The sequence below is a fragment of the Nocardia sp. NPDC052566 genome, from assembly GCF_044547285.1.
GTDB lineage: Bacteria > Actinomycetota > Actinomycetes > Mycobacteriales > Mycobacteriaceae > Nocardia.
Genome location: NZ_JBIUAF010000007.1, coordinates 372,286 through 398,788, shown reverse-complemented (window position 1 = coordinate 398,788; position 26,503 = coordinate 372,286). Strand labels below are relative to the sequence as shown.

At 68.4% G+C, this 26,503-nt stretch carries 24 protein-coding genes; 6 read left to right on the top strand and 18 right to left on the bottom strand.

What is annotated here, in order from left to right:
• Window positions 1-10: 10 nt before the first annotated feature.
• The 7 genes from ACIG5A_RS36530 to ftsY all read right to left on the bottom strand — a co-directional run bounded on the left by ACIG5A_RS36530 (window position 11) and on the right by ftsY (window position 9,316).
• Window positions 11-1,105 (bottom strand): amidohydrolase family protein, encoded by a 1,095-nt coding sequence (locus ACIG5A_RS36530; RefSeq protein ID WP_397248723.1) that lies wholly within the window; start codon window positions 1,103-1,105, stop codon window positions 11-13.
• A 111-nt stretch (window positions 1,106-1,216) separates the two neighbouring features.
• Window positions 1,217-2,764 carry a signal recognition particle protein gene (gene ffh, locus ACIG5A_RS36525; protein ID WP_397248721.1) on the bottom strand — a complete coding sequence of 516 codons (1,548 nt, stop codon included), beginning with the start codon at window positions 2,762-2,764 and terminating at the stop codon, window positions 1,217-1,219.
• Between the two features lie 90 nt (window positions 2,765-2,854).
• Complete coding sequence (locus tag ACIG5A_RS36520; RefSeq protein ID WP_397248719.1) at window positions 2,855-3,169, bottom strand: hypothetical protein; 315 nt, start codon at window positions 3,167-3,169, stop codon at window positions 2,855-2,857.
• 101 nt (window positions 3,170-3,270) lie between these two features.
• Window positions 3,271-5,703, bottom strand: coding sequence for a [protein-PII] uridylyltransferase (locus tag ACIG5A_RS36515; RefSeq protein WP_397248717.1), 2,433 nt, complete (start codon window positions 5,701-5,703; stop codon window positions 3,271-3,273).
• A gap of 66 nt (window positions 5,704-5,769) precedes the next feature.
• Entirely contained in the window at window positions 5,770-6,108 is a 339-nt protein-coding gene (locus ACIG5A_RS36510; protein ID WP_397249443.1) for a P-II family nitrogen regulator, read from the bottom strand.
• Window positions 6,109-6,113: 5 nt separating this feature from the next.
• On the bottom strand, window positions 6,114-7,517 hold the full coding sequence (locus ACIG5A_RS36505) for an ammonium transporter (protein WP_397248715.1): 1,404 nt from the start codon (window positions 7,515-7,517) through the stop codon (window positions 6,114-6,116).
• A gap of 341 nt (window positions 7,518-7,858) precedes the next feature.
• Window positions 7,859-9,316 (bottom strand): signal recognition particle-docking protein FtsY, encoded by a 1,458-nt coding sequence (gene ftsY / locus ACIG5A_RS36500; protein WP_397248713.1) that lies wholly within the window; start codon window positions 9,314-9,316, stop codon window positions 7,859-7,861.
• A gap of 156 nt (window positions 9,317-9,472) precedes the next feature.
• Here ftsY and ACIG5A_RS36495 point away from each other — a divergent pair, with 156 nt between their 5' ends.
• Complete coding sequence (locus tag ACIG5A_RS36495) at window positions 9,473-9,862, top strand: DUF2237 family protein (protein WP_019048221.1); 390 nt, start codon at window positions 9,473-9,475, stop codon at window positions 9,860-9,862.
• Between the two features lie 4 nt (window positions 9,863-9,866).
• Here the strand turns inward: ACIG5A_RS36495 and ACIG5A_RS36490 are convergent, their stop codons facing one another.
• Window positions 9,867-10,652 carry a TetR/AcrR family transcriptional regulator gene (locus ACIG5A_RS36490; RefSeq protein WP_397248711.1) on the bottom strand — a complete coding sequence of 262 codons (786 nt, stop codon included), beginning with the start codon at window positions 10,650-10,652 and terminating at the stop codon, window positions 9,867-9,869.
• 117 nt (window positions 10,653-10,769) lie between these two features.
• Here ACIG5A_RS36490 and ACIG5A_RS36485 point away from each other — a divergent pair, with 117 nt between their 5' ends.
• On the top strand, window positions 10,770-11,672 hold the full coding sequence (locus ACIG5A_RS36485; protein ID WP_397248709.1) for an NmrA/HSCARG family protein: 903 nt from the start codon (window positions 10,770-10,772) through the stop codon (window positions 11,670-11,672).
• 16 nt (window positions 11,673-11,688) lie between these two features.
• Here the strand turns inward: ACIG5A_RS36485 and smc are convergent, their stop codons facing one another.
• Window positions 11,689-15,300: a chromosome segregation protein SMC gene (smc, locus tag ACIG5A_RS36480; RefSeq protein ID WP_397248707.1), complete on the bottom strand. Its 3,612-nt coding sequence runs from the start codon at window positions 15,298-15,300 to the stop codon at window positions 11,689-11,691.
• Window positions 15,301-15,611: 311 nt separating this feature from the next.
• Here smc and ACIG5A_RS36475 point away from each other — a divergent pair, with 311 nt between their 5' ends.
• Window positions 15,612-16,628: a hypothetical protein gene (locus ACIG5A_RS36475; protein ID WP_397248705.1), complete on the top strand. Its 1,017-nt coding sequence runs from the start codon at window positions 15,612-15,614 to the stop codon at window positions 16,626-16,628.
• Between the two features lie 165 nt (window positions 16,629-16,793).
• Here the strand turns inward: ACIG5A_RS36475 and ACIG5A_RS36470 are convergent, their stop codons facing one another.
• From ACIG5A_RS36470 to ACIG5A_RS36430, 9 genes are all read right to left on the bottom strand, one after another.
• On the bottom strand, window positions 16,794-17,222 hold the full coding sequence (locus ACIG5A_RS36470) for a DUF1707 domain-containing protein (protein WP_397248703.1): 429 nt from the start codon (window positions 17,220-17,222) through the stop codon (window positions 16,794-16,796).
• Window positions 17,223-17,492: 270 nt separating this feature from the next.
• The gene (locus ACIG5A_RS36465; protein ID WP_397248701.1) at window positions 17,493-17,942 is read right to left on the bottom strand and encodes a DUF350 domain-containing protein; all 450 of its coding nucleotides are present in this window, start codon (window positions 17,940-17,942) and stop codon (window positions 17,493-17,495) included.
• Window positions 17,943-17,982: 40 nt separating this feature from the next.
• Complete coding sequence (locus tag ACIG5A_RS36460; protein WP_397248699.1) at window positions 17,983-19,149, bottom strand: glutathionylspermidine synthase family protein; 1,167 nt, start codon at window positions 19,147-19,149, stop codon at window positions 17,983-17,985.
• Window positions 19,149-19,889, bottom strand: coding sequence for a hypothetical protein (locus tag ACIG5A_RS36455; RefSeq protein ID WP_397248697.1), 741 nt, complete (start codon window positions 19,887-19,889; stop codon window positions 19,149-19,151). Before ACIG5A_RS36455 ends, ACIG5A_RS36460 begins: the two co-directional genes overlap by 1 nt.
• Window positions 19,890-19,920: 31 nt before the next feature.
• The gene (locus tag ACIG5A_RS36450; protein WP_397248695.1) at window positions 19,921-20,217 is read right to left on the bottom strand and encodes an acylphosphatase; all 297 of its coding nucleotides are present in this window, start codon (window positions 20,215-20,217) and stop codon (window positions 19,921-19,923) included.
• A 51-nt stretch (window positions 20,218-20,268) separates the two neighbouring features.
• A complete protein-coding gene (locus tag ACIG5A_RS36445) occupies window positions 20,269-20,733 on the bottom strand; it encodes an OsmC family protein (protein ID WP_397248693.1) in 465 nt (154 codons plus the stop codon).
• A gap of 169 nt (window positions 20,734-20,902) precedes the next feature.
• A complete protein-coding gene (locus ACIG5A_RS36440) occupies window positions 20,903-21,610 on the bottom strand; it encodes a response regulator (RefSeq protein WP_397248691.1) in 708 nt (235 codons plus the stop codon).
• Window positions 21,611-21,645: 35 nt separating this feature from the next.
• Entirely contained in the window at window positions 21,646-24,144 is a 2,499-nt protein-coding gene (locus ACIG5A_RS36435) for an ATP-binding protein (RefSeq protein ID WP_397248689.1), read from the bottom strand.
• Between the two features lie 78 nt (window positions 24,145-24,222).
• Complete coding sequence (locus ACIG5A_RS36430; RefSeq protein WP_397248687.1) at window positions 24,223-24,366, bottom strand: hypothetical protein; 144 nt, start codon at window positions 24,364-24,366, stop codon at window positions 24,223-24,225.
• Window positions 24,367-24,647: 281 nt separating this feature from the next.
• Here ACIG5A_RS36430 and ACIG5A_RS36425 point away from each other — a divergent pair, with 281 nt between their 5' ends.
• Genes ACIG5A_RS36425 through kdpA form a run of 3 tightly spaced genes read left to right on the top strand, consistent with a single transcriptional unit; the run spans window position 24,648 to window position 26,503 of the window.
• Window positions 24,648-24,749 (top strand): potassium-transporting ATPase, encoded by a 102-nt coding sequence (locus tag ACIG5A_RS36425; RefSeq protein WP_397248685.1) that lies wholly within the window; start codon window positions 24,648-24,650, stop codon window positions 24,747-24,749.
• Window positions 24,746-24,832: a K(+)-transporting ATPase subunit F gene (gene kdpF / locus ACIG5A_RS36420; RefSeq protein ID WP_397249441.1), complete on the top strand. Its 87-nt coding sequence runs from the start codon at window positions 24,746-24,748 to the stop codon at window positions 24,830-24,832. Before ACIG5A_RS36425 ends, kdpF begins: the two co-directional genes overlap by 4 nt.
• A complete protein-coding gene (gene kdpA / locus ACIG5A_RS36415; RefSeq protein ID WP_397248683.1) occupies window positions 24,833-26,503 on the top strand; it encodes a potassium-transporting ATPase subunit KdpA in 1,671 nt (556 codons plus the stop codon).

The window sequence follows — 26,503 nt, the reverse complement described above, 5'->3', positions numbered from 1 at the left end:
TTCGCCGCGGTCAGCGGTGGCCGGTCACCGGGCCGCCCGCTTTGACCACCCGGCCCCGCAGGACGATCCACTCCGGATCGGTGAGCATGGCCGGGTGTGCGCGGGGGTCTTCGCGGTAGACGACGAAATCGGCGGGAGCGCCGTGCGCGATGCCTGGGCGATCGAGCCAGGTCCGCGCGTTCCAGGAGGCGGCGCCGAGCGCGTCGTGGGCGGACAGGCCCGCGCCCGCGAGCGCGGTGATCTCGTCGGCGATGCGGCCGTGGCGGATCGAACCGCCCGCGTCGGTGCCGGCGAAGATCGGCACGCCCGCGTCGTGCGCGTTGCCGACGGTGCCTCGGACACGGCGGTGCAGATCGCGCATGTGCGCGGCGTAGGTGGGGAATTTACCTGCGCCGTCGGCGATTTCGGGAAAGGTGTCGATATTGATCAGGGTCGGCACCAGCGCGGTGCCGTGTTCGACCATCAGCTCGATGGTGTCGTCGGTGAGGCCGGTGCCGTGCTCGAGGCAGTCGATGCCCGCGTTGATCAGGCCGGGCAGCGCGTCCTCGCCGAAGACGTGCGCGGTCACCCTGGCCCCGTTGGCATGCGCGGCATCGATGGCCTCTTTGAGGACGGCGTCGCTCCACAGCGGACGCAGATCGCCGACCGCGCGATCGATCCAGTCGCCGACGATCTTCACCCAGCCGTCGCCGAAACGCGCCTGCTCGGCGACGATGTCGGGCAGCTCGCGCTCATCGTCGAGCTCGATGCCGAGCTCGCGGATGTAGCGGCGTGGACGCGCGATATGCCTGCCCGCCCTGATGATTCGCGGCAGTTCCGCGTGCTCGTCGATGAACCGGGTGTCGATGGGCGATCCGGCATCCCGCAGCAGCAGCGCACCCGCGTCGCGCTCGGTTTCGGCCTGCGCGATCGCGCCGTCGCGATCCTCGTCACCGCCGCCGTACCTGATGCCGACGTGGCAGTGCGCGTCGACCAGTCCAGGCACGATCCAGCCTGCGGCACACAGGGTTTCGGCGTCGCGCTGCGGTTCGAAGGAGACCAGCCCGTCGCGCACCCATAGGTCGCGCACCTCGTCACCGGGGAGAACCACACCTCGCAGATGCACAGCGACCTCCTGGACGTCATCGGCTGCCCCCAACCTACCGCGCGCGGTCCGCCCAGGAACGAGACAGCGCCCCGCACCGGTGGTCCCGGTGCGGGGCGCCGCGAGATCGCGCTAGTTGTTCGGGAACTTCAGCTTCGACAGGTCGAAGCCCTCGAGTCCCGGCGGCAGCTGATCGAGGCCGGGGGGCATATTCGACAGGTCGGGCATACCGGCGGGCATGCCGGGGAAGCCGCCGCGCACCTTCGGCGGGGTCGGGCCGCGCCCGCCCTTCTTGCCCTTCTTGCCGCCCTTCTTCGCGTTGCGGCGGTTCGCGCCGGGCAGGCCCATCTGGCGGCCCATCATCGCCATCATCTTCTTGGCGTCGAAGAACCGGTCGACGAGCTGATTCACCTCGGAGACCTGCACGCCGGAGCCGTTGGCGATGCGCAGGCGCCGGGACGCGTTGATGATCTTCGGGTTGTCCCGCTCCGCCGGGGTCATACCGCGAATGATCGCCTGTACCCGGTCCAGCTGCTTGTCGTCGACCTGTGCGAGAACGTCTTTCATCTGGCCCGCGCCAGGCAGCATGCCGAGCAGGTTGCCGATCGGGCCCATCTTGCGGATGGCGAGCATCTGATCGAGGAAGTCCTCGAGGGTGAGCTCACCGCTGCCGATCTTGCGCGCGGCCTCCTCGGCCTGCTGCGCGTCGTAGACCTGTTCGGCCTGCTCGATCAGGGTGAGCACATCGCCCATGCCGAGGATGCGCGAGGCCATCCGGTCGGGGTGGAAGACGTCGAAGTCCTCCAGCTTTTCACCGGTGGAGGCGAACATGATCGGCGCGCCGGTCACGTTGCGCACCGAAAGGGCCGCACCACCGCGGGCGTCGCCGTCGAGCTTGGTGAGCACGACGCCGGTGAAGCCGACGCCGTCGCGGAAGGCCTCCGCGGTGTTCACCGCGTCCTGGCCGATCATCGCGTCGAGGACGAACAGCGTCTCGTCGGGCTGCACGGCATCGCGGATGCCAGCGGCCTGGCGCATCAGCTCGGCGTCGATACCGAGGCGGCCCGCGGTGTCGACGATGACCACGTCGTACTGCTTGGTGCGCGCCTCGGCGACACCGCCGCGCGCCACCTCGACCGGGTCGGCCGCGGAGATGCCGAGCGGGTTGTCACCGCCACCGATGGAGGTGCCCGCGTGCGGGGCGAAGACGGGCACGCCCGCGCGCTCACCGACGACCTGCAGCTGGGTGACGGCGCCGGGGCGCTGCAGATCGCAGGCCACCAGCAGCGGCTGATGCCCCTGCCCCTTGAGCCATTTCGCGAGCTTGCCCGCGAGGGTGGTCTTACCCGCACCCTGCAGACCGGCGAGCATGATCACGGTCGGCGGGTTCTTGGCGAGGTTCAGCCTGCGGGTTTCGCCGCCGAGGATGTTGACGAGTTCCTCGTTGACGATCTTCACGACCTGCTGGGCCGGATTCAGCGCGGCCGAGACCTCGGCGCCCTTGGCGCGCTCCTTGATCTTGGCGATGAACCCGCGCACGACGGGCAGCGCGACGTCGGCCTCGAGCAGGGCAAGACGGATCTCACGACAGGTGGCGTCGATGTCGGCCGGTGACAGACGCCCCTTACCACGCAGATCCTTGAGGGCACCGGTAAGCCGGTCGGACAGGGATTCGAACACCGATCGCGCTCCTGATCTCGGGGGACGTCAATTGCCTCCCAGGGTAATGGGAGTACGCCGTTCGAGCCGAAGCGGTATCGGAAGCGTCGGTTACTCGAGGGAGCGGCGGCGCGGTTTCGAGGTCTTTCGATAGTCGTGGTTTTCCTGGGCAACCATGAAGACCGCCTCGCGGGCGGTCAGACCTAGCTCCAGGGCGAGACTGTCGAGCAGCACCCATTCGGCGCCGCTCGGGGTCGGCTGGGTGGCGACGGTGGTGGCGATGGTCATCGCGGTCACCGCCTGCGCTCCGCTGAGGGTCCGGCCCGGTAGCCAGGAGACGACCCAGCGGTCACCGCCGACACACCGCGCCATATGCGTGGTCTCGTCGCTCGTCATCATCGACGCCGAAACAACTTCAATTGCCACCGACCTGCTCCCCTCATGCTCGCGATAGCCAGACGCTCTGATATTAGGGTGCGCGGGTCCTCCTGGAAATGCCTTCCAGCAAATTGCGTGCAACAGAGTCGTCAATTACTCAACGACGCATCGTCGGGTTTCTTCGGAGCGGGTCGCGGAACCACGTCCAGAATCGCCTTTTCGACCGCTTCGCGCCGTTCGGGGCCGTCATCGGCGCCGAGTTCGAGGCAGAAAGCATCGACGACGGCCGAACCCATCGTGACGACTTTCGCCCACCGCACATCGACTCCGCATTCCTCGAGCGCCGCGGCGAGCCTGCTCAGCAAACCGATGCGATCCTCCGCGCGCAGTTCGAGAATCGCCTGTCCCGGTGTCGCCGTCGCGGACCAGATCACCCGCGGCTGCGCCTGTGCGTAGGGGCTCGGTCCGGCGCCGATGGCGTCGCGTTCCCGCTTGGCCAGCAGGGCGGGCAGGTCGAGATCGCCCGCGATGGCCCGGATCAGCTCCTGGCGCAGCAGGCCCGGATCCGGCGGATCACCGAACTTGGGCGAGACGACGAAGGTGTTGATCGCCGATTCACCTTCGCTGCCCAGTGCCGCCGAGAGCACGCGCAACGAGTGCAGCGCGAGCACGCCGGCGGCATCGGAGAGCAGGCCCGGCGTATCGGGTGCGATCACGGTGACGGTATGCGTGTGCTTGCCCTCGCCGGGGCGCAGGTCGACGTGCACGCCGCCCGCCTTGGCCTTCGCCACCAGATCCGGCTCGATCGGCGCCGGGGTCGGCAGTTGATCGCCCGCCATCACCACACGGCAGCGCCGGACCAGGTCGCGAATGAGCGAGGCCTTCCAGTCACCCCAGACGCCGGGGCCGGTGGCGAGCGAATCGGCCTCGGCCAGCGTGTGTAGCAGTTCGAGCAGCTGCGGATCGCCGCCCAGCATGTCGACGACGAATTGCACGGTGTCCGGATCGGCCAGGTCGCGGCGGGTCGCCGTTTCGGGCAGCAGAAGATGGTGGCGCACAATGGCACTGAGCGTGCGCACATCCGAGGGCCACAGGCCGAGCCTGCGGCCGATATGTGTGGCCAGCTCCGCGCCGACCACGCTGTGATCCCCCGCGCGGCCCTTGCCGATGTCGTGCAGCAGCGCACCGAGCGCGAGCAGGTCGGGGCGGGCGACGCGGGTGCTCAGCGCGCTCGCGTAGGCGACGGTTTCCATCAGGTGACGGTCGACGGTCCAGGTGTGCATGGCGTCGCGCGGTGGCAGGTCGCGCACCGCACCCCATTCCGGAAGTAGCCTGCCCCACAGACCGGTCCGGTCCAGCGCCTCGATCGCGTCGATGGTGCCGCGGCCCGCGCCGAGCAGCACGAGCAGATCGTTGAGCGCGTCCTTCGGCCACGGTTCGCGCAGTTCCGGCGCATCCTCGGACAGGCGGTTGAGCGTGGTCGCCGACATCGGCAGCCCGGTCTGCGCGGAGGCCGCGGCGACCCGCAGTATCAGGCCGGGATCGCGCTGCGGCCGCGCGTCCCTGGCCAGCACCACCTCGCCGCCGTGTTCGACGACGCCCTCGTCGAGCGGGCGGCGCACCGGCATCCGGCGCAGCCTGGCCAGGCCGCGGCGCGGCAGCGCGTTGGCGGCCGTGCGCAATCCGACATCGACGGAGTAGCTGACCGTGCGCGCGGAATCGCTGAGCGTGCGGGCGAGGTCGAAGCGATCGCCGATGCGCAGCGCGCCGCCGATCTCGTCGGCATCCTGCGCGCGGAGCTGGTCACGGGCTCGTCCGGCCACTCGATGCAGCTCGGTGCGAACGTCCAGCAACCGTCGATGTGCTTGCTTCAGACCGCCCCCTGGCACGTCAGGGCCGAGTCCGGGCATCGCGTCGGTCAGTTGAGCGATAGCCAGCGCGTCGAGCAGCTGGATATCGCGCAGTCCGCCACGGCCGTTCTTCAGGTCGGGCTCGGCGCGATGGGCGATCTCACCGCTGCGCTGCCAGCGGGCCTCCGCCTGGGCGATCAGATCGTCGAAGCGGGAACGGATTCCGGTGCGCCATTCCCGGCGCACCCCGCCGATCAGCAGATTGCTCAGCTCGTAATCGCCGACGATATGCCTGGCCTCCAGCATGCCCAGCGCGGCGATCATGTCCTCCGAGGCGACCCGCACCGCCTGCGCGACCGTGCGCACGCTGTGGTCGAGCTTGATGTGCGCGTCCCACAGCGGATACCAGAGCTGATCGGCGACCTCGGCCACCCTCGCCGGGTCGACGTCGTCGTGCAGCAGCACCAGATCCAGATCCGAATACGGCAGCATCTCCCTGCGGCCGAGGCCGCCGACGGCGATCACCGCCAGACCGCTGTCCGCGGTGATACCGAGCTCATGTCCCTTACTGGTGAGCCACAATTCGTAGAGATCGACCAGCGCCTGCCGCAGCGATTCGGCGTCGAGCCGAGGGTTGCGTGGTTGCCCTCCGTCGAGCAGTTGGGTCCGTGCCCGGACCAGATCGGACGCTGCGTTGTTCTGACTACTACCCACGACCCACCACCCATCCAATGCTGGCGGCCCCGCCCCGGCCGGTGCTCCGGCGGGAGCGGGGCCGCCGCTCGTACTCTGTGTTCGTTACAGCGCGTCAGTACCGCGTTCGCCGGTCCGCACCCGGATGATCGCCTCGACCGGGGTAACCCAGACCTTGCCGTCACCGATCTTGCCGGTCCGCGAGGCCTCGACGATGACCTCGACGACCTTGTCCACCGAAGCGTCGTCGACGACGACCTCGACCCGGACCTTGGGGACGAAATCGACCGAGTATTCGGCGCCGCGATACACCTCGGTGTGGCCCTTCTGGCGGCCGTACCCCTGGACCTCGCTGACGGTCATGCCCAGCACGCCCGCCTGCTCCAGACCTGTCTTCACGTCCTCGAGTGTGAACGGTTTGACGATTGCGGTGATCAGTTTCATTGCGGTCATGCCTCCTTGACGGCCGTACGTGCCGTGCCACCCACAGCAGCAAAATCGTATGCCGTTTCCGCGTGCTCGGACTCGTCCATCCCCGCGAATTCGGCTTCCTCGCTGGCGCGCAGCCCGATCGTGAATTTCACGATATAGGCAATGATCAGCGTTGCGATAAACGAGAAGGCGAGAACCGCACCGGCGCCCGCGGCCTGGCGCCACAGCTGGTCGATACCGCCGCCGTAGAACAGGCCCGCGGTGTTCGCGTAGAGGCCCGACAGCGCGGCGGGCGACTCGGGCGCCAGGAACAGGCCGACCATCAGCGTGCCGACGATACCGCCGACGAGGTGCACACCGACCACGTCGAGCGAGTCGTCGAAGCCGAACTTGAACTTCAGGCCGACGGCCAGGGCGCAGAGCGCACCGGCGACCGCGCCGATCGCGAGCGCGCCGAGCACGTTCACCGAGGAGCAGGACGGGGTGATCGCGACCAGGCCGGCCACGATGCCCGAAGCGGCGCCGAGCGAGGTGGCCTTGCCGTCGCGCAGCTTCTCCACCAGCAGCCAGGCCAGCATGGCGGCACAGGTCGCGAGCGTGGTGGTGATGAAGGTGGAACCGGCGGCGCCACCGGCGGCCAGCGCGGAACCGGCGTTGAAGCCGAACCAGCCGAACCACAGCAGACCGGCGCCGAGCATCACGAAGGGCAGGTTGTGCGGACGGAACGGGGTGTGCGGCCAGCCCTTGCGCTTACCGAGCACCAGCACCAGGGCCAGGCCCGCCGCACCGGCGTTGATATGCACCGCGGTACCGCCGGCGAAGTCGATCGCCTTCAGCTGGTTGGCGATCCAGCCGCCGGTGTGCACGATTTCCTTGGTCGCCGGGTCGGTCACGTCGAAATCGAACACCCAGTGCGCGACCGGGAAATAGACGACCGTCGCCCAGATACCCGCGAACAAAAGCCAGGCGCCGAACTTGAGCCGATCGGCAACCGCACCCGAGATGAGGGCAACCGTGATGATCGCGAACATCAATTGGAACGCGACGAACACGGTCATCGGAATCGTGCCCATGAGCGGAATATTCACCGCTTCGGTGGTGATCGCGCCCGCCGCGTCCTTGACCTCGGCCACGGAGTTGCCGCTGATCAGACCCTTGAGCCCGAAGAACTGCGCGGGATCACCGACAATGCCGAACTTGTTGTCGCCGAACGCCGCCGAGAAACCGTACAGCGACCACAACACGCCGACCAGGCCCATGGCGCTGATACTCATCATGATCATGTTCAGCACGTTCTTGGACCGGACCATGCCGCCGTAGAAGAACGCCAGGCCCGGCGTCATCAGCAGCACCAGTGCTGAACTCGCCAGCATCCAAGCGGTGTCACCGGTATCCGGTGCACCGGTAAGCGGAAATGCCACCTTGTTTTCCTCCTCATCTCGGGCCCAGCCGATACCGGCAAATGGACCTGCACAGAAGGTTCCTCATTAGGTGTTTCATCCGTGACGCCGCCGTGTTTCACCGACGTGAACGCATGACGCAGTTGTGTTGCTACCACGTTTCGTGAAGTGCGCCGGATGTTTCCCCGCTGTGGTGAGGTTCGTGTCGCACCGGAGCGGGTCGGCATTACCGGCAAGTAGAACGGGCAAATATTCGGCGTGCCGCGCCGAGTGCCGGCATATTCACGGTCGCTGGCAGGACGCCCGAAACGCGGACGCCCGGCCGCGCACAGGAGTGCGGCCGGGCGCCGGTAGGTCGTGCGCTAGCCGAGCAGCGCGTCGACGAAGGCGGCGGGCTCGAACGGTGCGAGATCGTCCGCGCCCTCACCGAGGCCGACCAGTTTCACCGGAACCCCGAGCTCGTGCTGGACCTGGAAGACGATGCCGCCCTTGGCCGTTCCATCCAGCTTGGTGAGCACCACGCCGCTGATGTCGACCACCTCGGCGAACACCCTGGCCTGCATGAGCCCGTTCTGGCCGACGGTGGAGTCCAGGACGAGCAGCACCTCGTCGACGGCGGCCTTCTTCTCCACCACCCGCTTGACCTTGCCGAGCTCGTCCATCAGGCCGGTCTTGGTGTGCAGCCTGCCCGCGGTATCGATGAGCACCACATCGACGCCGCGGTCGATGCCCGCGCTCACCGCGTCGAAGGCGACCGCGGCCGGATCGGCGCCCTCGCGACCGCGCACGGTATCCGCGCCGACGCGCTCACCCCAGGTCTGCAGCTGATCGGCGGCCGCGGCGCGGAAGGTATCGGCGGCACCGAGCAGCACCCTGCGGCCGTCGGCGACGAGCACACGGGCGAGTTTGCCGGTGGTCGTGGTCTTTCCGGTGCCGTTGACTCCGACGACGAGCAGGATAGACGGATGATCGTCGTGCGGCAGCGCGCGCACCGAGCGGTCGAGTTCCGGGCGCAGCGCCTCGATCAGCACCTCGCGCAGCACAGCGCGGGCCTGATCGGTGGTGCGCACGCTGCGCGAGGCCATCTCCTCACGCAACCGCGCGACGACGGCCGCGGTGCTCGCGGTGCCGAGGTCCGCGAGGACCAGGGTGTCCTCGACCTCTTCCCAGGAGTCGTCGTCCAGATCGCCGCCGCCGAGCAGGCCGAGCAGGGATTTACCCACCGCGTTCTGCGAGCGGGCGAGGCGGCCGCGCAGGCGGACCAGGCGGCCCGCGGTGGGGTCGATCTCCTCCAGCGGCGGCGCGGATTCGGCGCCCTCCGCGGTCGGCGGGGCGGACACAGCCTCCTCGGCGGTGTCCTCGGTCGCCGCGGATTCGGTTGCCGAGGCAGCCGATTCGTCGGTGACGGTGTCGGGTTCAGTGACCGAAGTGTCCGATTCCGTGGTGGCGGTAGCCGATTCGGCTGTCGCTGTGTCCGATGTCACGTCCTCGACGTCGGCCTCGGGCAGCGCGACATTGGTGATGCCCCGCTTCGGCGCGTCGCGCGGAATGGCCGCGTCGTCGCCGATATGCGGCTGACCTTCGGTATCGGTCCGCTCGATCGGCACGGGGTCCGGGCGCGGTGTGGTGTCGGCGCCGCCCGTGCTGAAGCTGAATCCGCCGGATGCCGCGTATCCGCCCGACCGGTCGGTCAGCTCCCGCTCGTCGACCGGTGGCGTCAATGAGACGCGGCGGCGTTTGTACAGGACAAAACCCGCTACCAGGGCGACCAGCAGCACGGCGGCAATCGCGGCGATCAGGATCCACGCTTCGGAACTCACGCGGTCCATCCTTGCAGAACCACTCGCCCTACCTGGCCGTCGAGTCGCCTGGCACGCCGCGGGCCGACCAGGATGTCCCCGGTCGGACACCGGACACAACCCCCGAGATTTCTTGTCCTGCGGAACTTCTCGCGAATGAACAATAGGATCGGCGCTGTGACCGATCGAAACGTGCTTGGGGGGCCGCTGGAAGAGTGCGGCACCGATCCACTCACCGGCTTCTACCGGGACGGCTGCTGCAGCACCGGACCGGAGGACTTGGGCAGCCACACCGTGTGCACCGTCGTCACGGCAGAGTTTCTGGAGCACCAGGCCTCCATCGGCAACGACTTGAGCACACCGCGCCCGGAGAACAACTTCCCCGGCCTGCAACCGGGGGACCGGTGGTGCGTGGTAGCCGTGCGCTGGCTGCACGCGCACGAGGACGGTGTCGCCGCGCCCGTTGTGCTGGCCGCCACCCACGAGAACGCCCTGGAAGTGATCTCCATGGACATCTTGCGCAAATACGCCGTCGACGTACCCGACGACGTGAGCGACCTGCTCTAGGGCGCTACACCGATGTGCTGCGCGCCGCGGACCTCTCGCGGTGCGCCTTCTGCCTGCACGCCGCAGAGCAGTAGCGCGCGGGACGGCCGGTGCGGGTGGGGCGGATCGGGGTGTCGCAGATCGGGCAGTGCGGGCCGCCGGTTTCGTTACGGCGCCGAATTTCGTTATGGCGCTGGGGATCGTGCAGGAGTTTCGTAACGGTCGCGGGAGCGGTCGGCCCACGCAGCGAATCGAGCACCAGCGCGGCGGGGCGGGCAAGTCGGCCGGTGTTGCCCGGGAGACGTTGGATGGCAACGCATCCGGTGAACAAGGCGACCAGGTCGGGCAGGGTGATGTCGGCGCGGACCGCGCCTTGCCGCTGCGCCTTGTGCAGCAGCGCGCCGAGCGCCTGATTGAATCGTGCTCCCGCACCGTCCAATACGGCGCGCGGCCATCCGTCGTCGGACATGACGACACCGCAAAGCGCCTGGTTGGCCGAGGCGGAGCGAACCACCTCGACGCAGACCATGAAGAACGCCGTGCCCGCGTCGTCCGCCGCGAGGAACCCTGACGCCAGGGCGGCGAGCCGGTCGACGCGCTGCTGCATAACCGCTTCCAGCAGATGGGCTTTCGTCGGAAAATGGCGATGCACAGTCCCCGCACCTACGCCCGCCCTGCGCGCGACCTCGACCAGCGATACCGAGAGGCCGCGCTCGGCGAAGGCGTCCTGCGCCGCGGCCAGCACCAAGGCGCGGTTACGGCGGGCGTCCGCACGCGCGGCGAGGCCGGGCCCGGTGGGATTGGCCAACATTCGTTACGGCCCTTTCGTTTCGGCCTGGTCGACAGGGTTTCGACACCCGTATCTTGCAGAAGCGGGTCGAACAACCCGATTCTACCGAGAATGTAGCTCCAAGCAGAGAAGGCGGATATGTCCCCTCAGCAGAACCCCATCCTGGTCACCGGCGCCACCGGCAAGCAGGGCGGCGCGACCGCGCGCAAGCTGCTCGCCGACGGCCTCCCGGTGCGCGCGCTGGTGCGCGATCCGCAGGCGCCGGCGGCCCGCGCGCTGGCCGAGGCGGGCGCCGAATTGGTAACCGGTGATTTCACCGCGCCCGAGACACTGCCCGCCGCGCTCACCGGCGTGCGCGCGGTATTCCTGGTCACCGCGGCCTCTTACGGCCCACAGGGCTGGGATGTCGAGCAAGAAGCCGCGGGCGGTATCGCGGTGGTCGACGCGGCCCGGCACGTCGGTGTCGACCACATCGTGTTCACCAGCATCGCCTCCTTGAGCGATGACGCACGGTGGGGCGCGGTCGGCAAGAAGCGAACCGAGGCCGCGGTCATCGCCTCCGGCGCCCACTACACCATCCTTCGCCCGGTGCGCTTCATGGAGAACTACTTGATGCGCGACGCCATGGTCGACGGCATCGCCGACGGCGTGCACCGGCATCTGTTCCCCGCCGACCGGCCGCTGCAGATGATCGCGCTCGCGGATATCGCCGAATTCGCGGCGCTGGCCTTCGCCGACCCCGCCCGCTTCCACGGGCAGATCATCGAATTGGCCGGTGACGCGATCACTCCGGTCGACGCCGCGGCGTTGATCAGCCGGACCACCGGCCATCAGGTCCGCTACCAGGAGATGACCGAAGCCGAGGCGACAGCGCTCGGCGCGGAGATCGCCAGCATCTGGCGGCTGGTCCGCGAGACCGGCGGCTGGCACGCCGACCTCCCGGCCCTGCGGGCTATTCACCCGGCCATGCAAACCCTCGAATCCTGGCTGACCACAACCGGGTCCGCCCAGCTCAGTCCCCTGCTGACCGCAGCGCACTGAATATCGGACAGTGGGGTCAGCTGGCGGCGCCGACCAGGTTCTCGCCGCGCATCCGCTGCGAGATCACCTGGGTGATGCCGTCGCCGCGCATGCTGACGCCGTAGAGCGCGTCGGCGATCTCCATGGTCGGCTTCTGGTGCGTGATGACGATCAGCTGGCTCTTCTCGCGCAGCTGCTCGAACAGGCCGATCAGCCTGCGCAGATTGGTATCGTCCAGCGCGGCCTCGACCTCGTCCATCACGTAGAACGGCGAGGGGCGGGCGCGGAAGATGGCCACCAGCAGCGCGACCGCGGTCAGCGACTTCTCGCCGCCGGACAGCAGCGACAGCCGCTTGACCTTCTTGCCCGGCGGGCGGGCCTCCACCTCGATGCCGGTGGTCAGCATGTCGGACGGGTCGGTGAGCACCAGCCTGCCCTCGCCGCCGGGGAACAGCTTCGCGAAGACGCCGACGAATTCGCGTTCCACATCCTCGTATGCCTCGGTGAACACCTGCAGGATCCTGGCGTCGACCTCGGCGACCACCTCCATCAGGTCCTTGCGGGCGTTCTTGACGTCCTCCAGCTGGGTGGCCAGGAAGTTGTAGCGCTCCTCGAGCGCCGCGAACTCCTCCAGCGCAAGGGGATTCACCTTGCCGAGGGTGTTCAGATCCTTCTCGGCGCGCTTGGCGCGACGCTCCTGGGTCTGGCGGTCGTAGGGCAGCGGCGCGGGCGGGTTGACCTGTTCGCCGCGCTCCTTGGCCTGCTCGTACTCCTGCCACTCCAGCTCCGAGGGCGGCATCGGCACGTCGGGGCCGTACTCGGCGATCAGATCGGACAGCGCGAGGCCGAACTGCTCGGCGATATTCGCCTCCAGCTGTTCGATTCGCAAGGCGGCCTGTGCTTTCGCCACCTCGTCGCGGTGCACGGCGTCGGTGAGCTGGGTCAGCTGGGCGGTCAGCGCGCGCACGCGCTCCTTGACCTGATCGACCTGCGCGGCGACCTCGGTGCGGCGGCGGACCAGATCGTCGCGGCGCGCGGATGCCTCGGCGACAACGGATTCCAATTCGGCGGCTACCTTCGCGCCAGATGCGGCGACGGCGGCGGCGACCTCGGCGGCCTTGCGGCGCGCGGCCTGCGCGCGTTCGGCGCGCGCCCGGCTCTCCCGTTCGGCGCGGGCCGCGCGGCGCAGCGAATCCGCCTTGCCGCGTACCGATTCCGCGCGTTCCTCGGCGGTGCGCACCGCGAGGCGGGCCTCGACCTCCATGGACCTGGCCTCGGCGAGCGCGGCGGCCGCCTCTTCGCGTTCGCGGCCGGCGAACTCGGTGCCCGCGGCGGCGCCCTCGGTATCGGCCTCGGAATGTTCCAGCTCGGCGTTGCGCAGCCGGTCCTCCAGCTCGGCGAGCGCGGTGAGATCCTCCTCGCGGCCGGTCTCGGCGTCCATCCGCTGGGCGATGAGGCGATCGCTGTCGGCCTGCGCGGTGCGTGCGGCCTGGCCGAGCCTGCCGAGCCGGTCGTAGATGGCGACCATCGACTGGTCGGATTCGTGCAGTGCGAGCAGTGCCTGGTCGACGGCTTCCTTGCGATCGGACTGTTCGGCGAGCGCACCGGATAGCGCGGCCTCCAGTTCCTCGGCACGGCGGTGCGCGGCGATCAGCTCGGCCTTGGCCGCATCGATATCGGCCTGGATCTCCAGCTGACTCGGCGCACGATCGGAGCCGCCGAGCACCCAGCCGGTGCCGGTGAGATCGCCCTCCCTGGTCACGGCACGCAGCTGCGGGCGCATGGCGACGAGTTCGGTTGCCGCCGTGAGCGTGTCGACGACCGCGATACCGGCGGTCAGCGCGGTGACGGCGGCGCGCATGTGGTCGGGGCAGTCCACCACGTCGGCGAGCCAGCGGGCCGAGCCCGGCAGCGGATCGCTCTGCGGGCGGGGCGTGTGGTTCGCGGCGTACACCACCGCGACGCGCCCGCCGTCGGCCTCCTTCAGCGCGCGCACCGCGGCGTGCGCGGAATGGCCGGTGTCGGCGGTGACCGCGTCGGCGAGCGGGCCGAGCGCGGCGGCGACCGCGGCCTCGAAGCCGCCGTGCACGCGCAGCAGTCCGGACAGCGGGCCGAGCAGTCCCTGCGCACGGTTCTCCAGCAGCCACGCCGCGCCGTCCCTGCGCGCGAGGCCCATGCCGAGCGCCTCGATGCGCGCGGTCAGCGACGCGACCCGCTTACCCGCGTCGCGGTCCTGCTCGCGCAGTTCGGTGACGCGCTTGTCGGCCAGCTCCAATGCCTCGACGGCGTGCTCGTGCTGGGTGTCCAGGCCCGCTTCGCCCGCGTCGAGCTCACCGAGTTCGGCCTGGACGCTGTCGAATTCGGCCTGCGCCTCCTCGCCGCGGCGGCGGGCCTCGACGATCGCGGTGGACAGCCGGGTGATCTCGCCGTCCACCGACTGCGCCCTGGTGCGCAGGGTGTCGACCTGACCGGAAAGTCTGGCCAGCCCTTCGCGGCGGTCGGCGATGGCGCGTACCGCGGCCAGATGCGCCTGCTCGGCGGCCTTGGCGGCCTGTTCGCGTTCGGCCAGCGCGTCCCTGGCGGCCTCGAGCGTCTCGGTCGCCATCTCGACGGCCTCGAGCAGCTCGGCCTCCTCGAGCTCGACGCGCTCGGCCTCCGCCTCCAGCTGCTCGGGATCGCGGCCGGTGCCGGTGGGGACTTCGGTATCGAGATGCCTGGCGCGATCGCTGGCGATGCGAATGGTGGCGTTGACGCGTTCGGCCAGCGCGGACAGCTGGAACCAGGTCTGCGCGGCGGCCTCCGCGCTCGGGGTCAGCCTGCTGAGCTGGAATTCCTGTTGGGCCAGCGCGGCATTGGCGGCATCGAGCTCGGTCTGCACGGTGATCTGCTGCTCGCGTGCGTACGCTTCCTTGCTCTGCTGGCCCTCCAGCTCGCCGCGCCTGGTGACCAGGTCGTCGGCGGCCAGGCGCAGTCGCGCGTCACGTAGGTCGGCCTGAACGGTCTGGGCGCGGCGCGCCACCTCGGCCTGCCTGCCGAGCGGTTTGAGCTGGCGGCGCAGTTCGGTGGTGAGATCGGTCAGGCGCGCCAGATTGGCCTGCATGGCCTCCAGCTTGCGTACCGCTTTTTCCTTGCGCTTACGGTGTTTGAGCACGCCGGCGGCCTCTTCGACGAACGCACGGCGATCCTCCGGACGCGATTCCAGGATGGCCGACAGCTGGCCCTGGCCGACGATGACGTGCATTTCCCGGCCGATACCGGAGTCGCTGAGCAGTTCCTGCACATCCATCAGCCGGCACGAGCTGCCGTTGATCTCGTATTCGCCCGCCCCGTCGCGGAACATGCGCCGGGTGATGGACACCTCGGCGTAGTCGATGGGCAGTGCGCCGTCGGAGTTGTCGATGGTCAGCGTCACCTCGGCGCGGCCGAGCGGCGCGCGGCCCGACGTGCCCGCGAAGATGACGTCCTGCATTTTGCCGCCGCGCAGCGCCTTGGCGCCCTGCTCACCCATCACCCAGGTGAGCGCGTCGACCACGTTGGATTTGCCCGAGCCGTTGGGGCCGACCACGCAGGTGATCCCCGGCTCGAACCGCAGTGTCGTCGCGGACGCGAAGGATTTGAAGCCCTTCAACGTCAGGCTCTTCAGGTGCAAATTCGACGACCTTTCCGTGGTTCCGCCTGCTCAGCACTCATACGGGGCGACCCGTCATGGTATCCGTCGGTGACGGATTACCCCGAACTCGGGACCGGCCACGTGTCGGGGAGACACACGTAGGTTATCGAGTCGCCCGGCGATATCGGGTATTTCGGTGTGCTCCGAGTTTGCCGAGAACAGGACGGCCTCGGCACTCCCCCGTCAAGGAACTGTTCGGTCGGCACGTGACCGCTGCGAGCAGGGCGGTCGTATGCATACGATCCAGTCTGATTCCGCTTGCTGCAAAGTTTGTTTGGGGAGCACAGAGTATGCCAGCGCCCGCCGCCGGGACCGGTACCGTGTTCCGTCTCGCCCGAATCACGGCACTACTGGTCGGCTGCCTGGTCTTTCTCTACGCCTGCGAAACCGCCAAGGGGACCATTCTCTGGATCGAGGTCGCCGTCGCGGGCACGCTGGCATTGGTGGCCTTCGCCGCCGCCTGGTTCGAAATCGCCCACCACAAAAATCTCCCGCCCCACATCCACCCCATCCGCAGCAACCGCTCGGCGACCGATGACGACCTCGATCCGTACGACGATGCCCAGATCTACGCCGAATCGGACCGGCATGCGCCGGACAGACACCGGGCAGCCGACAACCGCGGGCGGGCGCATGATCGGTCATCGGCCGTCGGGCGGGGTGCGCTCGGGATCGATCATGGTGATGCCGACGATCATGCCGGGATGCGGGCAGGCCTACCCGACGGCGATCGGGAACGGGCCCAGGAGTTCCGGATCCAATCCGATGGCTGGTCGGTGCGCGCCAGGGTGGTGCGGTCCGGTGATCTCGTCTTCCGCGGGCGGGATCTCGGCGGCACGTATCCGGAGTACGAGTGGGCGTGGACCTTTCACCACACCACCTTCCCCGCCATCCGCGCCGCACTCGGCGGCGACGACGAAGACCTGCTCGATCTCCTCGAAGATATCGTCCCCCACCTGGATCGGCTGAGCCGTCAGGACCCCGGCGCCTGGCTGCACCGGCACGGCATCCCCGCCACCTTCCGCGAACGCGGCGTAAGCCCCACCCAGGTCACCGAACCCCTCCCCGTCATCAACCCCGACCAGTTCGCCCACCCACTACCCCAGCCGACGGCACAACCCCGCGGCCCAGCCGCCGCACCCCGCCGCCCCACCTATCAAGACCAGCCGAAATGGCCCGAATCCTCAGCCCCCCAACGCCGTCGATCAACAACCCACGCCCGCCGCGACCTACCTCGAGACGACTACTACGACCGGGACGACTACGCCCCATCGAGCAGCCACCGTCGGCGCCCCCGCAACAGGTAGCACTCCCCGAGCCCACCACCTCGCCGCGCTTGCCTCAGCATCGTCCCGCACACGAATTCCACGCGCCGCGCACGAATTCTCGCCACATTCACTGCGCGGCGCTGAAATCGGTGCGCATGGTGGGAGATCGGTGAGGTTCAGGCGGTGAGCGATTCCGCTCGGTTCTCAGCTGTGCTTGGCGAAGAAACGGCCGTTGAAGCGGCCGTTTTCGAATCCGGCCAGCATGCGGAACACCAGTACCGCACCCCACGGCCCGATCACCCACACCGGCCAGAAGTAGGTGAACGCCCCGGCGCCGATCGAGATCGCGGCCCAGATCGCCAGTACAAGCACGCTGACACCGAGCCACGCGCTGCCCTCGATCTGCTGCCAGATCGGCACCCGCGGCCGCGACTTCACCAGCGAGACACGCTCTTTCGGCAGATCGGCGAGCACGGCGGCCAAGTCCTCACGCATCGGCGTCGCGTACACCTGCGCGACCCGCTGGTCGTACTCCGCCAGGTCGATCCGTCCGTCCTCCATATGCCGCCCGAGCTGCCGCACGACCTCGTCGCGCTCCGCGTTCGACGCCCTGGTTCCGGTCGAGATGTCCATGTCCGCTCCTTACTTCGCTCCAACCCTCCACAGTGGAACGTGACCTAAGAATGCACCCTCCAATATGGAATGTCAACACCCGCACACATTGCCAGGGCGACCAGACCCCCGGCGTCGGTTCTTCAGCGCCGCTCGCCCGTGAACTGGACATGGCCTGGTCAGCGCCGCCGACACGCACCAGCTGCGCTCGCCTCGCCATCGAGCGCAGTCGAACGGCCGCCGGTTACGGCGTGTCGCAGGGCCATTCGACTGCGCTCGGCGAATTACCGGTCAGAGGATGGCTACGGCGACTACCAGGCCGAGGGCGAAATGGGCTGCCGCCACCACGAGAACTTCGGTGGTTCGCGTGTCGGAGTGCAGGGCGGCGCCGATGTCGATGCCGAGCGCCTTCTCGATCACGCGGACCGAGACGACCTGGGCGATGATGCCGACCAGGCCGAAGACCAGCGCGGCGATGAGACCTTCGGAGAGCTTGCCCGCCGAGGCGTAGACGGCCAGGACGACGATGAACGCCATGCTGATCATGCCCGCGGCGGTGACGATGATGGCGTTGGGTTTGCCGTCGGAGACCATCTTGCGCAGGTTGCCCGGGGTGGTGAAGTCGATGGCGTAGAAGCCGACGAGCATCAGGGCCAGGCCGACCAGCGCGTAGAGGATGATCGCCCCCACGCCCGTGCCGAGCGAATTCCAGTACCCCGATTCGAGGGCGAAGGCGGTCATCGTTGTCCTTCCGACGTGGTTGAGGTGGGGTCGATCCGGATCATGGCGTGCTGATGCGATGCGGGACGAACGCGGAGCCGTCGTCGGTGATCAGGCCGGCGGTTTCCCGAATTCCCATGCCCGCAGCGGCATCACCGACGATCCAGGCGCCGAGCACCGGGCGCATATCGTCGAATTCGGGCAGTGGGTCGAGCAATTGGTAGACGAAACCCTCTTCGCCGTACACACCGCCGGTCGCGGTTTCCATCCCCGCGCCGACGATCGTCATATTGGCGCCCTCGCGCCCGAGCTTGGGTTTGCGGATGTACTCGGTGAGCTCGTTGGGCTGATCGAGGTAGGCGGGCAACAGATTCGGATGGCCCGGATACATCTCCCACAGCACCGCGAGGATCGCCTTGTTGCTCAGCAGCGTCTTCCACAGCGGTTCGATCCACATGGTCTGCGGCAGGCTCGCCACCACCCGCTTGCCGAAATCGTCGTCGAGCACCCACTCCCACGGGTAGAGCTTGAAGATCGCCTCGATCGGCGCCTCCGCCAGGTCGACGAAACGTCCCAGCTCCGAATCGAATCCGATCTCCTCGATCGGCAGCGCGATGGTGTCGAATCCGGCCTCGGCCGCGGTCTCCTGCATATAGGCGGTGGTGACGTTGTCCTCACCGGTCGCGTCCGCGCCGGACCAGCTGAAATGCAGTTGCGCGGTCGGCAAGACGTCGCGCAGCGCGGCCCAGCGCTCCACCAGCTTCTCGTGCAGCGAATTCCATTGGTCGCCACCGGGAAACACGTCGGTGAGCCAATGCCACTGCACGATCGCGGCTTCCAGCAGCGAGGTCGGCGTATCCGCGTTGTACTCCAGCAGTTTCGCGGGTCGCCGCGCGTCGTAGCGCAGATCGAAGCGCCCGTACACGAGCGGGTCGGCGCGCCGCCACGATTCGGCGATCGGCCCCCAACTCCATTCGGGCAGACCGAAATCCTTGAATCGCTCGGTGAGCACGATCTGATCGACCGCGTTCAGGCACATCGAGTGCAGCAGTTCGACATCGGCTTCGAGCGCGAGGATCTCGTCCATCTCGAACTCGTAGTGCACCGATTCGTCCCAGTAGGGCCTGGGCAGACCGCTCGCGTCGCGACCGGGCGCGCCGTAGACCAGCCCCTGGTTCTCGATCGTCTGCTGCCATCCCGGCCGCGGTGTCCCGCGCACTCGCCGCACTACGATCCTCCGCTGCCGGTGCTCTTGCTGCCGAGCCCACCGCGCTGAATCGTGGTGCCGCTCTTGGTCTTTATCTCCGCGCCCTTGGGTTGCACGGTGGTGCCGCCGATGGGCGGTTTGCCGACGGTGTTGGTGCCGCCGTAGTAGTACCGGTACTGCGGCCCGCCACCGAGGAAGATCACGCCGGGCCCGCCGATGAAGCCGGGACGCCCCTCGCCGCAGTTGCTGTCGTCGACCACGACCTCTTGGCCGTCAACGGTTTTCACGCAGTACGCGGTGACCTTGTCCGGCGCGGTCAGCGCGCGATAGGTGAGGTATCCGCCGCCGACGAGCGCCGCGACACCGACGATCGCGACGCCGCCGATCATCACCCGCTTGCGGGTACGCCGCTTGGCCTGTTCGGCCGCGGCCGCCGCGCGCTGCTGCTCCTCGGCCTGCTTGCGCGCCTTGTCCCGAGCCCTGGCCTCGGCCACCGTCGGCGGGCGCGGCTGGGTGACACCGGGCTGCTGGCGCTGAATGCTGCCCGGCCGTGGCGGTGTCGCGAACGTGCGCGGCGGCACGGGCGCGACCTCCGCCGGGTACTCCACTTCGCTGAGCACACCACCGAAGGCCGGATCCGGCTGCGGGGGTACAGATTCCGGCGAACCCGATTCGCGCTCTGCCGGTTTCGCGGGCTCGGCGGCGCCGTCGGGCCGATTCCGGTCTCGCTCGTCCCCGGCGCCGGGTTGCCGCGTACTCACCGTCCAGTCCCCCTCGTCACCCGAAAGACCATCAGCGCTCCTCGAATCCGGACATTTCGCCCCGCGCGGGCTCCCAGCTTTCCACAACGAGGGTCACCCGGCCAGGCGTTTCACCGGAACGTAGCAGGTCGAGCAAGCGCTCACAGGCTCGACGTGGTCCTTCGGCCACCACATGCACTCGCCCGTCGCGCGCATTGGTGGCATGTCCGAGCAAGCCGAGCTCAAGCGCGCGGGATCGGGTCCACCAGCGGAACCCGACCCCTTGGACGAGGCCGTGCACCCATGCGCTCAGCCGGACCGGTCCTGCGGTTTCGTGTGATTCACCCATCAGACGGCACCATAGCGGACGCCGTCCGCGGCGCCGCGCGCGTCGAACCGATCAGCCATCGACCTCGAACGACAGCGTCACCTTGGTGCCCGCCTTCAGCGTCCGCCCCACGGTGCACACCTTGTCGATCGCCCGCTGCGCCGCGACGAGCAGCCGCTCGCGCGCCTCCTCGTCCAGCTCGCTGAAGTCGAGCTCGAACACCTCGTCCAGCTGCGGGTACATCTCGTTCTCCCGGTCGGCGTCGCCGGAGACCCGGATGGTGGCGTCGAAGTCGTCGCCGAGCTTGCGGGCGAGGGTGAAGTCGGCGCTGAGCCCGGAGCAGCCCGCCAGCGCGATCTTCAGCAGCTCACCGGGGGTGAACCGGCCGGGCACGCCCTGGGAGCCGATCAGCACCTCCCCGCCGCGCGAACTGCGGCCGGTGTACTCACGGGTGCCGGTGCGTTCCACCCACAGGGTGGTCGGCTCGGCAGTGGCCGGTGCGGCGGTGGTAGTAACGGGTGCGGTCTGGTCAGCCATGATCTCGATCCTGCCATCCCGCCTCCCCGCGACTTCAGGCCAGACCTAGGTGCCACAACATTGACGTTGGCGACCGGCGGTAGCGTCGTGGGCAAGTTAGCCGGTCCCCGGCGAGTTACCCATGTACTTACGAAATCCGTTGTCGCGTTGCGCAACCGCTGTGAACCGCTTACTCCTGGAAGCGATACCCCATGCCCGCCTCGGTGAGCAGGTGCTTGGGATGCGAGGGATCGTCCTCGAGCTTGCGCCGCAGCTGCGCGAGATATACGCGCAGATAATGTGTTTCGGTCGCGTACGACGGGCCCCACACCTCGCGCAGCAGCTCCCGGCGGCCGACCAGCTTGCCCTTGTTGCGGACGAGCATCTCGAGCATGCCCCACTCGGTCGGCGTCAGATGGACGGTCTCGCCGTTCTTGGTGACCTTCTTGGCCGCCAGGTCGACGGTGAACGAGGCGGTCACCACGACCGGATCGGCGGTATCGGCATCGGTGGCGCCGCGGCGCACCGCGGCGCGCAGCCGGGCGAGCAGCTCATCCATGCCGAACGGTTTGGTCACGTAATCGTCCGCGCCCGCGTCGAGCGCCTCGACCTTGTCCGCCGAATCGGTACGCGCGGACAGCACGATCACCGGCGCGGTCGACCAGCCGCGCAGTCCGGCCAGCACTTCGATGCCGTCGATATCCGGCAGGCCGAGGTCGAGGATCACCACGTCGGGATGCTTGTCGGCGGCAGCGCGCAGCGCCGCGGCGCCGGTGGCCGCGGTGATCACCTCGTAACCGCGCACGGACAGGTTGATCCGCAGCGCGCGCACGATCTGCGGCTCGTCGTCGACGACGAGCACCCTGATCGCGGTGGCTTCCTGCTTCTTGTCGGTCATCGTGGCTTCCTGTGTCGGGCCCACCTTCGTATCCATCATTGTTCCGTTTCGTTGTCATCGGCGGGCAGGTCGACCAACATGGTCAATCCTCCACCCGGTGTCGGTTCGGCATGGACGGAGCCGCCCATCGCCTCGACGAATCCGCGCACCACGGACAGTCCGAGGCCGACTCCGGTGGTGTTGTCCCGGTCGCCGAGCCGCTGGAACGGCTCGAACAACTGCTCCTCGGCCCCGGGCGGCACACCGGGACCGGTGTCGATCACCGCGATCGACACGCGGTCACCCTCCCGTTCCGCGGTGACCCGCACCGGCGTGTCGCGGGGCGCGTGCCGTAGCGCGTTATCGATCAGGTTGGCCACGACGCGCTCGAGCAGCCCGGCATCACCGCGCACCGAGACCTCGCCGACCTCCACCTTCACCCGGTCCATCGCGGCGCGACGCAGCCCGCGCGCCCCCATGCCGACACTCACCAGCGCGCGGTGCACCACCTCGTCCATGTACACGGTGCGCAGCTGTGGTTTCACCACCCCGACGGCGAGGCGCGAGGAATCGAGCAGGTTGCCGACCAGCGCGGTCAGCTGATCCACCGATTCCTCGATCGTCTCGAGCAGCTCGGCGGTGTCCTCGACGGAGAATTCGATATCGTCGCTGCGCAGGCTCGACACCGCGGCCTTGGCGCCCGCCAGCGGGGTGCGCAGATCGTGGCTCACCGCGGACAGCAGCGCCCGGCGCAGCCGATCGGCCTCGAGCAGCGCGGCCGCGGTGCTGGCCTCCTCGGCGAGCCTGGCCTGGCGGACCAGCCCGACGGCCTGATTGGTGACCGCGGTGAGCACCGGGCGATCGGCCGCGGTGAGCGGACGGCCGGTGAGCAGCAGCCAGTTGTTGGCGTCGCCCGCCTCGACCACGGTTTCCGCGTCGGCCGGGCGCTGCGGCGGATTGAGCCCGACCTCCGCGAGTACCCGGTCGCCGCACAGCAGGCTGACCGCGCGCTGACCGTAGGTCTCCCTGACCTGCTCGAGCAGATTGTTCAGATCGGCGCCGTGCAGCACCGCGCCCGCGAACATGGTCAGCAGTTCGGCCTGCCGGGAAGCTTTGCGCGCCTGCCTTGTTCGCTTGGTCGCCTCATCCACCAGCGCCGCGACCGCGACCGCGACGATGAGCAGCACGACCGCGGTGATGAAGCTGTTCGGTTCGGCGATGGTGAGGCTGTAGCGCGGCTCGGCGAAGAACCAGTTCAGCAGGAAGCCGGACAGCAGCGCCGTCAGCGCCGCGGGCACGACGCCACCCGCCAGCGCCACCGCGACCACTCCGATGAAGAACACCGCGCTGATGCCGACCAGATCGAGGAATCCGTCCAGGAACGCGGCGCTGATCGCGGACACCGCGATGGGCATCAGCACCGCGCCGAGCCAGACGGCCGGTTTGCGCGGCAGGCGCGAGCCGCGCCTGGTGCCGCGGTTGGACTCCTCGTGGGTCACCATGTGCACGTCGATCTTGCCGGACCGCTGCACCACGGTGGAGCCGATGCCCTCGTCGAACATGCGCGCCCAGCGCGAGCGCCGCGACGTACCGAGCACCAGCTGCGTTGCGTTGACCTCGCGGGCGAACTCCAGCAGCGCGGTCGGCACATCGTCACCGGTGACCGTATGCAGTGAGGCGTCGAGGCTGGCCGCGAGATCGCGCAGCCGTGCCATCCGCTCGGTCGAGACACCGGCCAGGCCGTCGCCTCGAACCACGTGCACCACAACGAGATCCGCGCTCGACTTGGTCGCGATCCGGCTGGCCCTGCGCACGATGGTCTCCGATTCCGGACCACCGGTCACCGCGACGACCACCCGCTCGCGCGCCTCCCACAGATCGGTGATCTTGTGGTCGGCGCGATACTTGGCCAGCGCCGAGTCGACCTGGTCGGCCAGCCACAGCAGCGCCAATTCCCGCAGCGCGGTGAGGTTTCCGGGCCGGAAGTAGTTGCGCAGCGCCGCGTCGACCTTGTCGGCGGCGTAGACGTTGCCGTGGGACAGCCTGCGCCGCAGCGCTTCCGGCGTGATGTCCACCAGCTCCACCTGATCGGCGCTGCGCACCACCGCGTCCGGCACGGTCTCGCGCTGCTGGATCCCGGTGATCTGCTCGACCACATCGTTGAGGCTCTCCAGGTGCTGCACATTGACCGTGGAGATCACATCGATGCCCGCGTCGAGCAGCTCTTCGATATCCTGCCAGCGCTTTTCGTGCTTGCTGCCCGGAGTGTTGGTGTGCGCCAGCTCATCCACCAGCACCACCGTCGGGTGACGGCGCAACACCTCGTCGACATCGAGCTCCGGAAACGCGGTGCCGCGGTATTCGACCATCTTCGGCGGGATACGGTCGATCCCCTCCAGCAGTTCGGCGGTCTTGGGCCTGCCGTGCGTCTCGACGACCGCCGCCATCACATCGCGGCCGCGTTCCAGCCTGCGATGGGCCTCACCGAGCATGGCGAACGTCTTGCCGACACCCGGGGCCGCGCCGAGGTAGATCCGTAGTTGCCCGCGTTTCACTGCTCCATCATCGCGCGTCGCGATTCCTGTCCGGAGCATCCGCCGCACCGGGCCGGTGCGGCGGGCGTGGTCGGTAGGTCAGACATCCGCCGCACGCCACATCCGGACCCGATCGGCATCCGCCTCCGGCGACCGCCGCTCGGCGCTCTGGGCGCCGCGCGCGCGAATCAGCAGCGCACAGGCTACGAACCCGACGAGCAAGGCGACGGTGACAGCCGACATGGCGATCCTTCCTGACAACCGATAGGTCACCGGTTGCGCTGGAGTCGTCCACCTGGCCGGCTCTCAACTACTACCGCCGCATTCGCGGATCGCCCGCGTCTTTACGGAGTGTTTACGGGTTGCGGGCGCACATTGACGGCATCCTTTCAGTTATCCCACGACCCGCTGTAAACGAACCGCAAAGGCGGAGGTCGACGCCGCTAAGGAGTCGTAAGGAAGCCCCGCTGTGCCCGAATCGAGCGATTGACTCGCCGTTGGCGCGCTCCACGGATGGAGCGCGAATGGAGGTTGTTTCAGTCATGTCTGTTCTGGTGTTCGCTCTGCTCACAGTCGCGGTGTTCGCGCTGCTGGGCCTGATCCAGCGAGGGGTGGAGAAGCTGTGATCGCGAACCTGATCGGTCTGGTTCTCGCCGTCGCCGTCGCGATCTACATGGTCGTCGCGCTGCTCTTCCCCGAGAGGTTCTAGGTGAACACGACAACAGCGGGGATCGCGTTCATCGCATCCCTGGTCATCGCGCTCGCCCTGGTGCACGTGCCGCTCGGCGACTACATGTACCGGGTCTACAACGGCACCAAGCACTCCCGCGCCGAACGCGTGATCTACAAGGCCATCGGCGTGCAGCCCGAGGTCGAGCAGACCTGGGCCGTGTATGCCCGCAGTGTGCTGGCTTTCTCGGCGGTCAGCGTGCTGTTCCTGTTCTTCTTCCAGCTGGTCCAGGGCAAGCTGCCGCTGCACCTGAACGATCCGGCCACCGAGATGACCCCGGCGCTGGCCTGGAACACCGCGATCAGCTTCGTCACGAATACGAACTGGCAGAACTACGCCGGCGAGTCGACCCAGGGCCACCTGGTGCAGATGGCCGGGCTCGCGGTGCAGAACTTCGTCTCCGCGGCGGTCGGCATCGCGGTGGCGGTCGCGCTGGTCCGCGGCTTCGCGCGCAGGCACACCGGCGATCTCGGCAACTTCTGGGTCGACCTGGTGCGCGGCACCCTCCGCATCCTGCTGCCGATCGCCTTCGTCTTCGCGATCGTGCTGATCGCCGGCGGCGCGATCCAGAACTTCCACCTGCACGACCAGGTCGCGCAGACCCTCGGCGGCGCCGAGCAGACCATCACCGGCGGCCCGGTGGCCAGCCAGGAGGTCATCAAGGAACTCGGCACCAACGGCGGCGGCTTCTACAACGCCAACTCCGCGCACCCGTTCGAGAACCCCGCCACCTGGACCAACTGGGTGGAGATCTTCCTGATCCTGGTGATCAGCTTCTCGCTGCCGCGCACCTTCGGGCGCATGGTCGGCAGCAAGAAGCAGGGCTACGCCATCGTCGCGGTGATGGGCATCATCGCGCTGATCAGCACGGTGCTGCAGAACATCTTCCAGCTCGCACACCACGGCACCGCACCGACCGCGATCGGCGCGGCGATGGAGGGCGTCGAAACCCGGTTCGGCGTGGCCGATTCCGCGACCTTCGCCTCCGCGACCACGCTCACCTCGACCGGCGCCGTCGACTCGTTCCACGACTCCTACACCAGCCTCGGCGGCATGATGACGATGTTCAACATGCAGCTGGGCGAGGTGGCGCCGGGCGGCACCGGATCCGGCCTCTACGGCATGCTGATCCTCGCGGTGATCACCGTCTTCGTCGCGGGCCTGATGGTCGGGCGCACACCGGAATACCTCGGCAAGAAGATCACTCCGCGCGAAATCAAGCTGGCCGCTTCGTATTTCCTGGTGAGCCCGCTGATCGTGCTGGTAGGCACGGCAATCGCGATGGCGACGCCCGGCCAGCGCGCCGCGATGGCGAATACGGGCCCGCACGGGCTCTCGGAAGTGCTGTACGCCTTCACCTCTGCCGCGAACAACAACGGCTCCGCGTTCGCGGGCCTGTCCGGCAATACCGAGTGGTACAACACCGCGCTCGGCCTCGCCATGGTCTTCGGCCGGTTCCTGCCGATCATCTTCGTGCTCGCACTCGCCGGTTCGCTGGCGGGCCAGGGCACCACTCCCGAGTCGATCGGCACGCTGCCGACGCACAAGCCGCAGTTCGTCGGCATGGTCGTCGGTGTGACGGTGATCCTGGTCGCGCTCACCTTCCTGCCCGCACTCGCGCTCGGGCCGCTCGCTGAAGGAATCCACTGA

Bases quoted from the DNA above. Each gene is read 5' to 3' on its own strand.
- ACIG5A_RS36510 (WP_397249443.1), bottom strand. From the start codon at position 6,108: ATGAAACTGATCACCGCAATCGTCAAACCGTTCACACTCGAGGACGTG.
- ACIG5A_RS36490 (WP_397248711.1), bottom strand. From the start codon at position 10,652: ATGTTGGCCAATCCCACCGGGCCCGGCCTCGCCGCGCGTGCGGACGCC.
- ACIG5A_RS36485 (WP_397248709.1), top strand. From the start codon at position 10,770: ATGTCCCCTCAGCAGAACCCCATCCTGGTCACCGGCGCCACCGGCAAG.
- ACIG5A_RS36475 (WP_397248705.1), top strand. From the start codon at position 15,612: ATGCCAGCGCCCGCCGCCGGGACCGGTACCGTGTTCCGTCTCGCCCGA.
- ACIG5A_RS36470 (WP_397248703.1), bottom strand. From the start codon at position 17,222: ATGGACATCTCGACCGGAACCAGGGCGTCGAACGCGGAGCGCGACGAG.
- ACIG5A_RS36465 (WP_397248701.1), bottom strand. From the start codon at position 17,942: ATGACCGCCTTCGCCCTCGAATCGGGGTACTGGAATTCGCTCGGCACG.
- ACIG5A_RS36450 (WP_397248695.1), bottom strand. From the start codon at position 20,217: ATGGGTGAATCACACGAAACCGCAGGACCGGTCCGGCTGAGCGCATGG.
- ACIG5A_RS36445 (WP_397248693.1), bottom strand. From the start codon at position 20,733: ATGGCTGACCAGACCGCACCCGTTACTACCACCGCCGCACCGGCCACT.
- ACIG5A_RS36440 (WP_397248691.1), bottom strand. From the start codon at position 21,610: ATGACCGACAAGAAGCAGGAAGCCACCGCGATCAGGGTGCTCGTCGTC.
- ACIG5A_RS36430 (WP_397248687.1), bottom strand. From the start codon at position 24,366: ATGTCGGCTGTCACCGTCGCCTTGCTCGTCGGGTTCGTAGCCTGTGCG.
- ACIG5A_RS36425 (WP_397248685.1), top strand. From the start codon at position 24,648: ATGGAGGTTGTTTCAGTCATGTCTGTTCTGGTGTTCGCTCTGCTCACA.